Source organism: Pontixanthobacter luteolus (genome assembly GCF_009828095.1).
GTDB classification, from domain to species: domain Bacteria; phylum Pseudomonadota; class Alphaproteobacteria; order Sphingomonadales; family Sphingomonadaceae; genus Pontixanthobacter; species Pontixanthobacter luteolus.
In genome coordinates this window covers 882,637-897,560 of the sequence record NZ_WTYP01000002.1, presented here as the reverse complement: position 1 = coordinate 897,560, position 14,924 = coordinate 882,637, and the positions used below count along the sequence as shown (strand labels likewise).

At 57.7% G+C, this 14,924-nt stretch carries 10 protein-coding genes; 3 read left to right on the top strand and 7 right to left on the bottom strand.

From position 1 onward, the window contains the following. Positions 1–7 precede the first annotated feature (7 nt). The 6 genes from GRI43_RS12760 to GRI43_RS12735 all read right to left on the bottom strand — a co-directional run bounded on the left by GRI43_RS12760 (position 8) and on the right by GRI43_RS12735 (position 8,201). The gene (locus GRI43_RS12760) at positions 8–685 is read right to left on the bottom strand and encodes a C39 family peptidase (protein WP_160731462.1); all 678 of its coding nucleotides are present in this window, start codon (positions 683–685) and stop codon (positions 8–10) included. Positions 686–811: 126 nt separating this feature from the next. Continuing rightward, positions 812–1,837, bottom strand: coding sequence for a hypothetical protein (locus GRI43_RS12755; protein ID WP_160731461.1), 1,026 nt, complete (start codon positions 1,835–1,837; stop codon positions 812–814). 19 nt (positions 1,838–1,856) lie between these two features. After that, positions 1,857–2,468, bottom strand: coding sequence for a hypothetical protein (locus GRI43_RS12750; protein ID WP_160731460.1), 612 nt, complete (start codon positions 2,466–2,468; stop codon positions 1,857–1,859). Further along, positions 2,465–2,884, bottom strand: coding sequence for a hypothetical protein (locus GRI43_RS12745; RefSeq protein WP_160731459.1), 420 nt, complete (start codon positions 2,882–2,884; stop codon positions 2,465–2,467). Before GRI43_RS12745 ends, GRI43_RS12750 begins: the two co-directional genes overlap by 4 nt. A gap of 255 nt (positions 2,885–3,139) precedes the next feature. Beyond that, on the bottom strand, positions 3,140–3,793 hold the full coding sequence (locus GRI43_RS12740; protein ID WP_160731458.1) for a helix-turn-helix transcriptional regulator: 654 nt from the start codon (positions 3,791–3,793) through the stop codon (positions 3,140–3,142). Positions 3,794–4,142: 349 nt separating this feature from the next. Further along, positions 4,143–8,201: a chemotaxis protein CheB gene (locus GRI43_RS12735; RefSeq protein WP_160731457.1), complete on the bottom strand. Its 4,059-nt coding sequence runs from the start codon at positions 8,199–8,201 to the stop codon at positions 4,143–4,145. Positions 8,202–8,494: 293 nt separating this feature from the next. Here GRI43_RS12735 and GRI43_RS12730 point away from each other — a divergent pair, with 293 nt between their 5' ends. Continuing rightward, positions 8,495–9,538, top strand: a complete 1,044-nt coding sequence (locus GRI43_RS12730; protein ID WP_160731456.1) for a hypothetical protein — start codon at positions 8,495–8,497, stop codon at positions 9,536–9,538. Here GRI43_RS12730 and GRI43_RS12725 read toward each other — a convergent pair. Then, positions 9,529–10,515 carry a ribose-phosphate diphosphokinase gene (locus GRI43_RS12725; protein ID WP_160731455.1) on the bottom strand — a complete coding sequence of 329 codons (987 nt, stop codon included), beginning with the start codon at positions 10,513–10,515 and terminating at the stop codon, positions 9,529–9,531. The two genes, GRI43_RS12730 and GRI43_RS12725, sit on opposite strands and share 10 nt — an antisense overlap. 203 nt (positions 10,516–10,718) lie before the next feature. Between GRI43_RS12725 and GRI43_RS12720 the strand changes: the two genes are divergently transcribed. Together GRI43_RS12720 and GRI43_RS12715 are read left to right on the top strand one after the other, a co-directional pair. Beyond that, complete coding sequence (locus GRI43_RS12720; RefSeq protein ID WP_160731454.1) at positions 10,719–11,102, top strand: response regulator; 384 nt, start codon at positions 10,719–10,721, stop codon at positions 11,100–11,102. A 1,360-nt stretch (positions 11,103–12,462) separates the two neighbouring features. After that, entirely contained in the window at positions 12,463–14,919 is a 2,457-nt protein-coding gene (locus GRI43_RS12715; protein ID WP_338090049.1) for a glycoside hydrolase family 3 protein, read from the top strand. The last annotated feature ends 5 nt before the right edge of the window (positions 14,920–14,924 follow it).

Sequence of the window (14,924 nt, the reverse complement as noted above, 5' to 3'; positions counted from 1 at the left end):
CCCTTTTCTAAAGTGAGAAATCAAACCCCTGATTGATGCCGAATTCCGCAGCTGCGGCGGCAGGCAGGTCAGCATGGGTGGCGAGAAGCCGCTTTGCCGACAGCGGCGAAACGGGATTGAACAGTTCGGAATCCGGATCAAACCGGTCATCGAGCACAATGAAGATCACGTTGTTCCACGCGTCTTCGAATGCCTTGCGGGTCATGGTGCGGTTTCCCAGCGCCGGATCGGCAATCGATATCCGGTCATCGAACGCTGTCCGCAGAACCACGAAATGTTTGTATCCGCGAATGTCGAGCAGAGCGATCATCGGGACCTTGAGGTCGCGCAGCTTGTCGTATTCGACCTCGTACCCCTCGGCCTGCATGCCCAGTGTTTGGGCATAGGATTTCATATCGAGCAGCGAGAAACCTTTTTCCCGCACGATGTCGGGATCGGCGATCTTGAGCATATTGACCAAGACCTGCTGTTCGGTGGTTTCATAACCGAACCCGTAGTTGAAAACCGTGGCGAGCACTGCCGCACCGCAACTGAAATCGGACCTCTGACGGACGACATTGTCAAACTTGCGTTCGGTCCAGCTGCGCACCGGCACCCGAACCATTTCGGGGCCTTGCGAGAACTGCCCCAGCCATACCGGGGTTGGTCCAGCAGGCGCGGTCGCACAACCGGATATCATCGCCATCGCGGCTGCCGCGGCGGAAATGACGCCAATTCTGGATTTTTGCCTGTCAGTGGACACAGAAGACCTCACGCCAAAAGAAAAAATGGGGAGAGACGCGGTGCATCTCTCCCCAGGGGGGGGGTAGCGTTAGTCCGGATCGCCGTTACCGCCGCCGCCGTTTCCGTTGCCATTGCTGGCACCTTGCGACGATGCGATGGTCAGCGAATTGAGCTGTTGGTTGCCGACACCCGATGCGAAGTTCACACCGATATTGCCGGATGCACCTGCCACCGTTGGTCCGGCGACATAGTTGATGCTGTCCTGCTGCTCGACACTGCTGAGGAACGCGGACTGGACGAGACCGGCATTCGCCTCTGCCAGAACGGCATCGGTGGCAACCGCCAGCGTCATCAGGTTAGCCTGCTGGTTGAACGAGCCGGCAGCTGCGTTGACGCCGATATTGCCCGAACCGGTGACCGAACCACCCAGGACCGTATTACGGTCGCGGAAGTTGTTGTTGTCACCGCCCTGTTCAGGATTGTCTCCGGGCGATGTGAAGCCGGGCGTTGCCGCCTGACGAACACCGAGCAGCGATTGCAGCGAGGTGGTCGATGCTTCGGCCCAGCCGCCTTCTGCTTCATCATTGGCATCCGAAGACACGGCCAGCGTGGCAGCGTTCATCTGCATGTTGAAGTAGCCTGCAGCGAGGTTAACCCCGAGGTTGCCGCTGGAATCGAGATCGAATGTATCGACCGTATTGATGATCGGTGCGAAATAGCCCGCCCGGATCTGCCCTTCGAGAGTGCCGTCCGTCAGGAAATCATTCGGGTCGTTGCCAGCTTCGCTCCAACCTGGTCCGAAAACCGGATCGACATAGCCGTTCTCGCCGTTCAGCTCGTTTTCTTCACGGTAATTGACGACATTGCCGGTAAGCAATTGCTTGGCATCGGTCACCGCGACAGCCGAGCTGTCGATGTCGATATCGCCGGCAATTTCGACGGTACCGATCAGGGCGACGTCTTTCGTATACGTCACATCTGTCGTCACGCTGGTGTCGATGTTGTTTGCATAGCGCAGATCGACTTCAAGGCTGCTGCCTTCGCCATTTTGCGCGATCGCCGGGGATGCCGCCAATGCCGCAACCCCCGCAGTTGCTAGAAGAAACTTCTTCATTTTTCACTCCTTTGGTTGATCAATTGCCATTCCCCGAAACGGAAAGGACAAACGTATTGGCAGAGGAATTCCTCTCGCCTCCGACGAGGTTGACCTGAAGCAGTCCACTGCCGCCGAGAAACGCGTCGCTTGAAATATCGATCGAGTCGTTCCCGGCCTGGAGGTCTGCGTCAGGCGCACCTTTCGGTCCTGTCGGAGCGCTTGATTGGGACAGAGCAATATCTGTCAGCGCGCCCCCTGTTCCGATCGCCAATCCTGCAAGATTGGCGGACTGATTGTTCTGGCCAGCCGTGATGTTCACGCTTGCTAGGCCCTGAATTCCTGCAAATGCCCGCGGCCCGATGGCGATGCGTGTGGCCCGGTCTCCCGCGCCTGCCGCAATGCTCATCTGGTCGAGCGAAATTCCCGCAAGCGCGGCGTCGCCGATCGCGATTGCCGCAGCGCCGGCCTGTTGATTGCCATTCCCGGCAGCAAGATTGATCGCCACCCTGCCGGATGCATTCTCAGCCGCACCAGCAGCGACGATCACGCTGTCCTGCGCGTCAGGCTCGGCACTGTCCTGTGCCGAAAGCGATGCAGGCACCGCAGCCGATGCCGCGAGCAAGAGTATCCCGAAGCCTTGCCAGGTCATTGTCCGTCACCCAGCGCGCCGCGCAGAATCCCGCCAACCGACGGCATCTGCGATAGTGCACTCCCTACGGCTCCTCCGCCTCCCTCTCCATGCTGAAGCGACAGGCCAGATCCGACTGCATTTTCGATGTGGCCCAGAGCGCCGATGCCTGACTGTGTCTGGCCCGCGACCTGCCCGAGATTGCTGCCGAATACGGATGCTTGCTGCGCATCGGTAAGGGGTTTGAGGCCTTGAGCCAGAGCAGACAGGACCGTTTCTTCCGGACCGGTCTTAACGTCTAGCGTTTGCCCGCTGGAATATCTGTGCAGCGCTGTACCGTAGGGAACATCGCGCAAAACCGTGACCGATCCGGACGCCGGAGCATCCTGTTCAGCGCCATCCTGTCCTACAGCAGGCGACGACAGGCTGACGAGCATGAGCGCAATTAGCGAGCAAGCCTTACCCAAATCGTTACAGCACTGTAAAATTGGTCGATCCATTTGAAATTCCCTCACGAAAAAAGACAAGCTTCTTCGTCCCGCAAATGCATCTATTCAGCATCCGCACGATATTTCTAAACGCGACCTGTTTGTTGTTGATTCGGTAAATAGTGGAGCTTGTTATAGATGATTCGTTTATCGGCGCATCATCACAATCGAGTAATTCACTTTGCTTATCAGTATATCTACATACTATATAAGGAAATACGGATGTATCTTGCGCCACAATTGCTCGCGGCTCGATACGCCCAATTTCTCGTAACAATGGCGCAAATGCACCCGGACGGTGTTGATCGACAAATTGCGATCCTCCGCAATTTCAGCGGCGGAATAGCCATTAACCATCGCATGAACGACATTAGCCTCGGCCGGTGTCAGACCAAACGCCTCTTCCAGACTGGCAAATTCTGCATCCGCCTTATTCTCTGAATCGTATGCGAGCACGCCTACCGTCGTGTCATTATACGCGGACGATCGGAGGATGACGTGCCCCTCCCAATCCTTTTTCGGCATCACGATGGTGACGGGTTCGCGGCCTGCTTTCAAAAGCCGGTCGAACCGCTTCGCCATCTTGCCGTTCGCCCTCAACCGGCCTTGGTCCAGGGAAAGCCCTGCAATATTGTCCACCAGAACCGCCTCGGCCTGCTCGTCCGATGCCAGCCAATCACCGTCGCGGGTCAGGAAGATACGCGACTTGCCATCGATACAATGCCAGGTCTGGCAACTGGCTCTCAGCGCTTCTGCCAGCATGTCGGCGGCGCGCTGTTCCGGGCCGGTTCTCACGGCATCGCCGCCACTGGCCTGCGCACCATCCGGGACGGCCAAAGCGGGTGCATCCAATTCCAAAAAAGAAAATACGCTAGGCGAGTTTGGGCTGCGATCATGTCGATCACCGCTGCGACTTCGCCGGCCCTCGCCATCGCTGTTTTCCATCCGACGCGCGCGTGACGTTTCATGTGCTGGTGAATGGAATGTGCTGCTGTCCTGAGTCATGGTAAACCATACATCCCCTTCGTGATTCGCCTGCTAGGTCATTCAAATTAAACGACGTTTCATGCCATCGAGCGAATTCGGCGGACATTTCTATGGTGCACAAAGGGTATCGTAATTAGGTAAATCGCCTGAATCGCGACCAGTTGATTGCTGGATGCGGCCAGCAACCCGCAGCGCTATCAGAAGCGGGATGAGCGCTCCGCTATTCCGCTTTGGACCGGGCCAGCAATTTGTGAATCGCCGCGATCAATTCACGTCCATCAACCGGCTTGATCATTATGTCGAAATCCTGACTTCTCAGGTCTTCGACACTATCGGATGTATCACCGGTCATCAAAATGGCCGGAATGTTGCGGCCGCTCATCTTGCGAATTTCAGCGATTATCCTGTCGCCAGTCGCCGACGCATCCTTCCCAAGGTGATAGTCCGCGACAATCACGTCGGGGACAGTCTTTCCGGCAAGTTGATAGGCGCGCTCGGGAGATTTCGCGCTGAGCACCGTGAAGGTTTTCTCTGAAGACAACAGCATCTTGGTTGATTTGCGCACGCCCTTGTCATCATCGATATGCAGAACGACCCCCGCCTGCGGTTCGACGGCAATGCCAGCCGGAGCAGGTACCAGCGGGAGCGAAGTCGCTCTCGGGAGGACCAGCGAAAACGCCGCGCCCTTGCCCGGCTGCGATGCAACCTGGACCTGCGTGCCAAGCAGCGTCGCAATACGCTTCACGATCGACAGTCCAAGCCCCAGGCCGAGCGTCCCGTCGCGCTCCGTCTGTTCCATATCAACCCTGAAGAACTCTTCGAAAATCTCGACCAGCTGATCCTGCGAGATGCCCGGGCCGCTGTCTTCGACGGTGATCTTCACACCGTCTTCCACAACTTCGGCAGATAGTCGTACGAACCCACTGATCGTGTATCGCACCGCGTTATCGACCAGATTGCGCAACAACTGGCCCAGCAAAGCCCGATCAGTTTTGACCGCAAGACCGTTGCCCGACGCTTCGAGCGACAGACCTTTGCGTGCCGCGATCGTTCCGAAGTCGGAAGACACTTCCGCGAACACGGTGTTGAGGTCGATGCTTTCCAGTTTAACTTCGATTACCCCGGAATCGAGCCGGCTTACATGAAGCAAGGAATGCAGCATGGAGCGCATTTCAAGCGTAGAGCGTTGCTGTTCTTCCAGCAGCTTCACCTGTTCCGGGTCTTCAATTTTTTTCAGTAGCACAGCATTGCGCATGGCCATCGCCTGCAATGGCTGGCGAAGATCATGGCTGGCCGTTGCGAGGAACCGGGCTTTGGTTGCTGCGGCATTGATGGAGCGTTCAACCGCGTCGTGCAGTTCAATATCGACCAGCTTGCGGTCGGTGATGTCGTGAATCACTGCGCTTATCAGGTGATGCTGATCTATCGACACGATGCTCAGGCCGACGATGACCGGCGTTTTACGCCCTGTTTTTGTCTCAGCGATCAGTTCGCAATCTTCTTCGAAATGGCGAACCCCCTCTGCTCTTGTCAGGCCGCTGAAGCCCCCTTCACCAACAGCATCGGACAGACCGGGCACCAAATCTGCGATATTCTTCGAGCGCAATTCTTCGCGCGACCACCCGAAGAGCTTTTCCGCCTCCAGATTGGCCAGCGTCAACTTTCCATCATCGTCGATGATCAACATCGGGTCCGGTGCGTTTTCGACAACGCTACGGAACCGTTCCTCACTCTGACGCAGGCTTTTTTCCTGCTCGATTCGCTCGGTTATGTCGACAAATGTGATCACGACCCCGCCGATACCGCTGGCACCCGTTCGGTACGGCTGGATGCGGCGCAGATACATCTGGCCGTCTTCAGTGCTGATTTCGCGGGAAATCGGCTGGAGGGTTTCCGTAACGCGATCGACATCGGAAAGCAGCTGTTCGTCGGAAAACTTGGGACGGATGTCGGCAATTGGCCGGCCTATGTCGGTTGCGATCAGGTTGAACAATTGCTTCGTTGCCGGTGTGAAACGTCCAATCCTGTTGCCGCTGTCCAGAAAAACTGTCGCGATGCCGGTGCTAGCCACGAAGTTGGACAGGTCATCATTGACCGCCGCCAGTTCCTCGACCTTCTCCTTGAGCTGAGAGTTAACCGTCGTCAGCTCCTCGTTCATTGATTGCAGTTCTTCCTTCGAGGTTTCCATTTCCTCGTTAGTGGACTGGAGCTCCTCGTTGACCGACATCACCTCTTCATTGGCGGCCTGAAGTTCTTCGTTGGCCGCCTCGAGTTCCTCGATATTGCTTTGCAGTTCCTCCCGCGTGGCATTCAATTCGAACTCGAGATCGCGCAGCGCCTCGGCTTCCGACCCGGGCGCACTGGGCGATGCCTGCACCTGAACCGGTTTTTCCGCCCGGTCTTCAAAAGTTATCAGGAACAGCGGATCGGATTTTCCAGCGGTCGCCAGCCGGCGCACGCTTATGCGCACGACCGATCGTTCACCGTCGCGTTTTACATGCGCATCTTCGATCACCAGAGCATCGCCATCTGATCTGGCACTTTTCAACGCCGACCTGAGGCTCGCGCGCAGTTCGAAATGGGCAAGTGTCATCAGGTCCTGGCTGGGCATGCCGGATGGCTGTTCCAGATACTGGCCGGTTGGGCCCACGTAATAGAGGATCGAATTGCGCGCATCGACAAGGACCGCGGCAGGCGAATATTTCTCCAGCAGCTGCTGCTGGATCAATTCCTTGAACCGCGAATACTCGGCCGGGCGTGACGGTTTGTGAACCTCGATTGCGCTCGGCCGCGTCAATTGACCGACCGAGAACCTGGGCACACCCTGTTGGGCGAGAGGCAAACGCTGGTAAATACGCCAGCGTTTATCCAGAGGGGTAAAGAGCGTTTCGTTCTGACTGACCGTTTCGGACTGACCCAGAAACAGATAGCCGCCGTCGCGCAAGGCGAAATGGAAATTGCCCAGAACGCTGCGCTGCATATCGGATTTGAGGTAGATCAGCAGGTTTCTGCAGCTGACCAGATCCAGCCGGGAGAATGGCGGATCGGATATGATGTTCTGCACCGCAAACGTGATGATTTCGCGTATTTGCTTGCTGACACGGTAGAGGCCATCCTCTTTCACAAAGAACCGCCGCAGCTTGTCCGCTGGCACATCGGCCACCAGACTTTCAGGGTAAACTCCGGTGCGCGCGATCGACAGCGCGGTTTCGTCCAGATCAGAAGCGAAGATTTGCACGGTGTTATGCTTGTGTGCTTTCTCCAGATGTTCAGTCAGCAGCATCGCGATGGAAAATGCTTCCTCGCCAGTTGCGCAGCCGGGTACCCAGATACGGATCGGCTCGCCTTCGGGCTTCTCCTCGACCAGCTTGCTCAGCACGGTCTTGTCCAGCGCCTCGAATGCCTCTGGGTCGCGGAAGAAGGCCGTTACGCTGATCAGAAGATCGCGGTAGAGTTCTTTTATTTCGTCGGGATGCTCTCGCAGATAATCGGCGTAATCGCTGGTAGTCTCACAATGGCGCAAGCCCATCCGACGGGATATCCGACGGGTGATCGTGCCCCGTTTGTAATTGCGGAAATCGCAGCCGATCCTCGACTGAAGCAGCGCCAGGATAGAACGCAAACTTGCCTCGTCGCTTTCGCTAAGCTTTTCGCCGTCTTCGTCAGCATCTTTTTCGACATACGGGTGCGAAAGATAACGAACCAGGTGGGCAGGTATCTCCTCTATCGGGCACACCACATCGACCAATTGAGTGGCGATCGCAGACCGCGGCATCCCGTCATATTGCGCTGTATCGGGATCTTGAACCAGTACGATCCCGCCCGCACCCTTGACGTCCCGCAAGCCCTGAGAGCCGTCACTTCCCGCGCCCGATGCAATGATCGCCACACCCAGTTCGGCATGCTGGTTCGCCAGTGACCTGAAGAATTCGTCGATCGGCATGCGCAGACCGTTTTGGAGCACCGCCTTGCCAAGCACGCAGCGATGGCCATCCAGCGTCAGATAGGCATTGGGCGGGATCACATAGACGTGATCGGGCTCTATCATCATATCTTGCGCGGCCTGGACGACCGGCATTTCCGTGTGCCGGTCGAGAATTTCGGCAGTCAGGCTTTGGTGATCTGGGTCGAGATGCTGGATAACCACATATGCAGCGCCGGTATCGGCAGGCAATTGGTCCAGCAAAGCTTCCAATGCCCGCAGGCCGCCAGCCGATGCGCCGATGGCCACTATAGGAAAGCTTGCCACCTTGCCTTTCGATTTGCGATCCCTGGTCATTCCTTCAGTCGGCCCTATGGTTCATTTGAGATTAAGATATATTGCAAATCAAGGCAATACAATTGTGGCTTTGGGCCGCAGCTTCGCGACATATTCAATCACTGTACTGCAAATCACTTTCGCGTCGCCCTGTCATCCGCGAGCGCCCCGGATATACACCGCGTGATCCCCGGAACATTGCGTAAAGCCTGAAAACACCCCCCGACCTAGCCTGTGCAGCTATCATCAAGCGTCGGCGAGGTGTCGGGACATTGATCACACAGCAACTATTGCGCCCGGGGCACCGGCCCAGCATGGCTGAAACTCGGCACCCCCCGCAGAACGTGCCGGGATGTTTGGACGAAACGGTCTCGTTTCTCTCCTGCCCCGGCAGCTACGATCCGGTGCCCGACAAGGTCGATGTGGTGGAAACCCATATGTCGCTGCTCTTCTTTGCTGGCGATCTGATCTACAAGCTGAAGCTACCCGTACGCCTCCCATTCCTCGATTGGCGCACGCTCGAACGGCGCCAACTGGACTGCGAGCGTGAAGTGGCAGTGAACCACGACCTTGCGCCGGGGGTCTATCTGGGCGCGGAACCACTTGTGCGGAGCGGCGATGGCCGTTTGCACATCGGGGGACGCGGCGAAACCGTTGATTGGCTTGTCATCATGCGGCGGCTCGACAGCTCCCTTTCTCTCGACCGTCTGGTTAGTTCGCAGCGTGTCACCGAGGATGATCTTGACCGGATATGCGACCGGCTGGCCGGGTTTTACCGCAAGCAGCAACCGCTGGACCTGTCACCTCAGCAAATGCTTGATCGGTGGCAGGCGCAGATCGAGATTGTCGATGCCTGCCTTAGCGATAGCAAGTTTGAACTTCCGCACGATCTGACGGAGCCGGTTCTGACCGCCCTGTGGAGGTATATCGACCGCGACAGGGAACAGATAGAAAGTCGTGTTTCCCAAGGGAAGATCGTGGATGGCCACGGCGACCTGAAGCCGGAACACATCTATCTTGGAACCCGCGTGATCATCATCGATCGGTTGGAATTTGACGAACAGTTGAGGTGGTCCGATCCGTTCGACGAGATCGCTTTCCTTGGCACGGAATGCAGCCGGCTGGGGATGCCGTCGATCCTGCCCGGTCTGGTGGACAGGATGGCCGATCGGCTTGATGATCGGCCGCCCGATTGCCTGCTGCGCTTTTACCGATGCTATCGCGCCTGCCTGAGAGCACGCCTTTCGATAGAGCATCTGCTTGATGAAAATCCGCGCACGCCTGAACTATGGCCGCGTCAGGCCCGTGCCTATCTCAGGCTCGCTGCGGAGACCTTGCCCTTCGATGGTCAATCATAGGGGATCAACTCGCTGACCGGCTCTCCCGATGTCAGCCGCGCCAGAACATCCGCCACCAGAGGTGCAGCATCGACGATATGCAGCCGGGTTCCACCGGGCCTCGGTAAATCCTTTTGCAGAGGGACTGTGTCCGATACGAAAATCGCTTCCGGCCCGCCGCTTTCAAACAATACGCTCTCGCTGCCGAACATCGCGTGGCCGGCAACTGCGATGACCGATTGCGCGCCTGCCCGCCTGCACGCGCGGCACGCCCGCATAATCGTGCCCCCGCTGCTGATCAGGTCATCAACAATGATGGCGGTTTTGCCAGCAACATCGCCTGCGAACATTTCGCCCGACACCACCCCGCTGCTGCGGTGCTTTTCCATGATCCCCTTGCTGACGGGCTGGCCGGAAATACGTTCTACTTCATGCCGGAACAGCTCGGCGCGCTTGTTGCCGCCTGCATCAGGCGACACGACTGCGAGATCTTGCCCGGCAAGATGGTCAGCAAGCTTTGCTGCAAAGACCCTGGCCAGCGGCAGGTGTATCGCAGTGGCCTGGCGGAAGGCATTTTCGAAGGCGCTGACATTGTGAACATCGAGCGTGATTATCCGGTCCGTTCCCACAGCCTCGAACAACGATGCGACGTAGCGCGAGCCGACAGGGTCGCGGGGCTTGGTGCGGCGATCCTTCCGGCTATAGGCCAGATAGGGCGCAACGGCAGTTACCCGGTCAGCCCCTGCGTCTTTCAACGCGCCGATGAAGAACAACAGCCTTACCAGCTTGTCATTGGCGCTCGCACCGGCATCTCCGTGCAGGCTGTTGATCACGAAGACTTCCCTGCGCGCAACTTCGCACAATGGCCGCGCCTTGTGCTCGCCCCATTCGAACTCCCGCTCTTCGTGCGGGGCAAGGCCAATCCCCATCGCAAGGGCCACCTTTTCTCCAAAGGCTTTGCTCGCGTCGAGTGCGAACAGCACCGAATCCTGAGCCATGTTCCAACCGTCCTTGAATTGCCTTGGCAGTGTATAGGGGCGGTCTATGGCCGAAGCGCTGCCGCCGGGCATATCGGGATATATACGCAAGCGAATTTGCCAGCACCGGCCCATCACCGGCGTGAAAGACCCACGGGGGATTGCGTAATGCCGGGCGACTTGCCGCCACACACAATGGACCGGCAGCAACTCCGGAGTCGGCAATGCCCCACGCACTCATCATAGACGACAGCAGCATCGTCCAAGGCATTATGACAGAACGCCTCGCGTCGTTGGGCTTTCGCAGTTTTGATCGCGCCGAAACTGAGGAACAAGCGATCGCAGCAGCACATCGGCGGCAGCCCGACCTAGTCGTACTGGGCGATCATGTCGCCGAAGGATCGGGATGCGAAGCAGCGCGGGCAATCTCGGAAGCCTACGGCACACCGGTTATCTTGGTGACGAACAATTCGCAAAATGCTCGGAAGGTTCTGAGGAACCGTGCTTCACTGGAAGGTCCTTTCGCGCTCGATCAGATCAGCACGGCAGTGGACCGATCGCATATGGCGCCGCTCGCGGCAATCGACACAGTAAGCAGCAGGGCGTGACCACAGTGCCGCCCCAAACGAAACGCACCGCTTCGCAAAAGCGCTCTTGCGAAACGGCCAAAAACCCCGGTCAACGCCAACCGTCATCAAAAGCAACACCACCCCGCGTCTGCGCGGTCTTTGCTATCATTCATGAACCGTAGAATCGTGTTGGTGAAGAAGAGGCATCGCATTGACCGCGTAAGCTACTGAACTAGCCAATGATTATCTCGCGGGCTTAACAGAAAGCCCACAATTGGGACCAAAGCGCTATTTATCTATATGATAATGTGGTATTTTTTACGATAATCAATCTCAATAATGTGCTAGGCGCAACCTCTCTAGATGTCTTCTTTGGGGCCCAATCTCCGGCGTTCGGCCCCATGCCGGGAACGTCAGAAAGCAGCCATTCGACTGCACTTGCCAAATGTCTGGGATTGGGAACGGAAGCGGAATTCAGCGAGCAATTTCAACCCACTGCCTGATCTTAGATTGTACTCGATCCAGATCAGGACCACTCGTGCCTGTAGAACTTGCGGGTTCATCATAATCTATGATGATACCTTTCAGTGCCGGTAGATAATGCTTTATCCATTTCTTTGACAATCCGTATGCGTTTGCGCCTTTCTCACATTTTCTGACAATTGCAAATAAGGTCGCTCGCCTCGACCAGCCCTTTGTCTTCCAACTCTATCAGTGCATCAAAATATCGATCACAGTCCTTTTTTATGGATTTGAATTTGGGTTCAAAATCGTCAATTATTCCGTCTCGTAACATGATCTCTTGTGCCTAGACTGAGACTTTTGGCTGCAACTTAAAATGCGCAGTGTCGACGATCGCGAGCTGACTGTGAGAACACAATCGTCGATCTACGGCTTTTCGGCCAGCTACGGAATGGCGGCTTTTCGCTTTCGGGACATTTGACGAAGGCGTTCCGCTTCCGGCGCATGTTTTGCCGTTCAACGTAACCGAAGGTATCCGAAGAAGTATCGCACACGAGGCGCAAGGCGTTGTTGCTGAAAGCTAACTTACGGGGACACACTGTAGGGCCCACAATCATGCCCGCACAATCAATAGACGGACGCCATACCTTCCTGGTTCTGAGTAAAATTTCCTAGATCCATCCTCACTGGTATCGCTATCATATCACTGTCCGCCCGTCTCTTGGACTTCGGTCAGGCCCCCTCATCCTCTGCCCCGGAGATAAGAGGATCCAACGCGATTGACACTCAGCTGGCTATTTCCTAGCTTTATGATAGCGCTCACATAAGGCGTTTGGGGAGGAGTGGTTTCATGGCCCGTTTGTGCGGATGGATAACTATATCGTTTGCAGGAGCTTTACTCGCGGGGTGCGCGTCATCCCAGCAACCTGATCTCGCGGTGACGCAATCCGCGGATGCGACGATTGAGCAGCCAGCCGTAGCGCTCGCCTCAGCACAAGGTATGGCCAACCCGGACATCTGGCCCGCATACGATTATCCCGTGCCGCTCCAACCTGACGACGAGGCGCGCATTGCCGGTCTGCTGGCGGCTATGACCATCGAGGAAAAGGTCGGCCAGCTGGTTCAGGCCGATCTGTGCTGCGTCACGCCGGAGGATGTGAAGACATACAATCTCGGCTCCATTCTGGTCGGCGGGAACAGTGGCCCCAATGGCAACGATTTGTCGCCTGCGCCGGACTGGCTGGCAGCCGCTGACGAATTCTATCTTTCCTCCGTCGATACATCGGATGGCGGTGTTGGCATCCCGCTCGTGTGGGGCACCGACGCTGTTCACGGGCATTCCAATATCATCGGCGCCACCCTGTTTCCGCACAATATCGGCCTTGGCGCGATGCGCGATGTTGCGCTGATCGAGAAAATCGGCGCGATCACGGCGAAGGAAATCCGCGTAACCGGCCAGGAATGGACGTTTGCCCCGACGGTGGCTGTGCCCCAGGATTTCCGGTGGGGCCGGGCCTACGAAGGATATTCATCCGATCCCGACTTGGTCGCTTCCTATGTCGGCGCAATGGTTCGCGGTCTGCAGGGTCCGCCAGGCAATGACGATCTGCTCTCCGGCCCCTACGTAATCGCATCGACCAAGCACTTCCTCGCCGATGGCGGGACCGATAACGGGGTCGATCAGGGCGATAGCTCGATCAGCGAAGAAGACCTGCGAGACATTCACGGCAAACCTTATGGCCCGGCGATTGCCGAGGGCGTATCGACCGTCATGATCAGCTTTTCCAGCTGGCACGGCAAGAAGATGACCGGCAACAAATCGCTGGTCACCGGCGTGCTGAAGGACCGGATGGATTTCGGCGGCTTCGTCGTTTCCGACTGGAATGCCCACGGCCAGGTCGCCGGCTGCACCAATGAAAGCTGCCCGCAGGCTCTGATGGCCGGGATCGACATGTATATGGCTCCCGACACCTGGAAGCCTGTTTACGAAGATCTTCTTGCACGCGCGAAGGCCGGTACCATCCCGATGGCCCGGATCGACGATGCGGTGACCAAGATCTTGCGGGTCAAGGGCAGGCTGGGCCTGTTTGACGCAGGCAAGCCATCAGACCGGCCGCTGTCCGGCCAGTACGAATTACTCGGCGCGCCGGAACATCGCGCGGTCGCGCGCGAGGCGGTACGAAAATCGCTGGTTCTGCTGAAGAACGAAGGCATCCTGCCGATTGCACCGGGCGGGCGGTTGCTTGTCGCAGGCGACGGCGCGGATGATATCGCACGCCAGTCCGGCGGATGGACGCTGACGTGGCAGGGTACGGGTGTCGACAATAGCCATTTCCCCGGCGCAACGTCGATCTGGGACGGCTTGAAGCAAGCAGTGGAAGCGGGCGGGGGCAGCGCGGTGCACTCCCCTGACGGCAGCTTTACCCAGCGGCCCGATGCCGCAGTCGTCGTGTTCGGCGAAACGCCTTACGCAGAGTTTCAGGGCGACCGCGCTGCACTTGCGCTCGATCCGGAATTGACCAAGCCGTACGACACCATTCGCGAGTTGAAAGCGAAGGGCATTCCGGTCGTCGCGCTGATGGTCACCGGGCGCCCGCTTTATACAAACCCCGCCCTTAATGCCGCCGATGCGTTTGCGGTGGCATGGCTTCCCGGAAGCGAAGGCGGCGGGATCGCCGATGTTCTGATCGGCGATACCTCAGGCAATGCGCGCTACGACTTCGCTGGTAAACTGCCAGCCGACTGGCCCCGTACGACATTGCTGAGCGAAGGCGTTCTGTATCCGTACGGCTACGGTCTGGATTATTCCTCCCCTGCGCAGGGCTGGGCCGCCCTGCCCGAACTCGACACCGAAGCTCTCGCAGGAGACAGCCGGCTCTGGTTCAGTGCCGGTGCACCGGCGGCGCGATGGTCTTTGCTGGTGACGGGCGAAACCACAGGCGAGCAGACCCGCATCACGACCGTTCCGGCCGAAGCGCTTGGCGGGCGGGCACGGATCACGGCTGAAAACTATCTCGTGCAGGAAGGCGCGCGGCGCTTCACCATCGCCAGCGGGAACGCCAGCGTGCAGCTGCGCAATTTCGAGCCGGTCAATATCGACCGGGAAACGAATGCGGATATCATGTTGCTGGTGACGGCCAAGGTCTGGGAATCGCCCACCAGTGCGCGTCTCGGTGCAATCGGCGAGGGAAGCCGTGGCTTCACTGCTTTCGATATGCCGCAAAACGATGAGTTCGTGCGCTATGGTATCCCGCTCAAATGCCTCCGCTCAAACGGGGCAGACGTCACCAGCCTGACCCAGCCATTTGTACTGGAGACGAGCGGACCCACGGATTTCGCCCTCGGAGAAGTCCGTCTGGGAACCGACGCGCAGCAAATCCTGCCATGCAGTTGAGATAG

Bases quoted from the DNA above. Each gene is read 5' to 3' on its own strand.
- GRI43_RS12760 (WP_160731462.1), bottom strand. From the start codon at position 685: ATGGCGATGATATCCGGTTGTGCGACCGCGCCTGCTGGACCAACCCCG.
- GRI43_RS12755 (WP_160731461.1), bottom strand. From the start codon at position 1,837: ATGAAGAAGTTTCTTCTAGCAACTGCGGGGGTTGCGGCATTGGCGGCA.
- GRI43_RS12750 (WP_160731460.1), bottom strand. From the start codon at position 2,468: ATGACCTGGCAAGGCTTCGGGATACTCTTGCTCGCGGCATCGGCTGCG.
- GRI43_RS12745 (WP_160731459.1), bottom strand. From the start codon at position 2,884: ATGCTCGTCAGCCTGTCGTCGCCTGCTGTAGGACAGGATGGCGCTGAA.
- GRI43_RS12735 (WP_160731457.1), bottom strand. From the start codon at position 8,201: ATGACCAGGGATCGCAAATCGAAAGGCAAGGTGGCAAGCTTTCCTATA.
- GRI43_RS12730 (WP_160731456.1), top strand. From the start codon at position 8,495: ATGGCTGAAACTCGGCACCCCCCGCAGAACGTGCCGGGATGTTTGGAC.
- GRI43_RS12725 (WP_160731455.1), bottom strand. From the start codon at position 10,515: ATGGCTCAGGATTCGGTGCTGTTCGCACTCGACGCGAGCAAAGCCTTT.
- GRI43_RS12720 (WP_160731454.1), top strand. From the start codon at position 10,719: ATGCCCCACGCACTCATCATAGACGACAGCAGCATCGTCCAAGGCATT.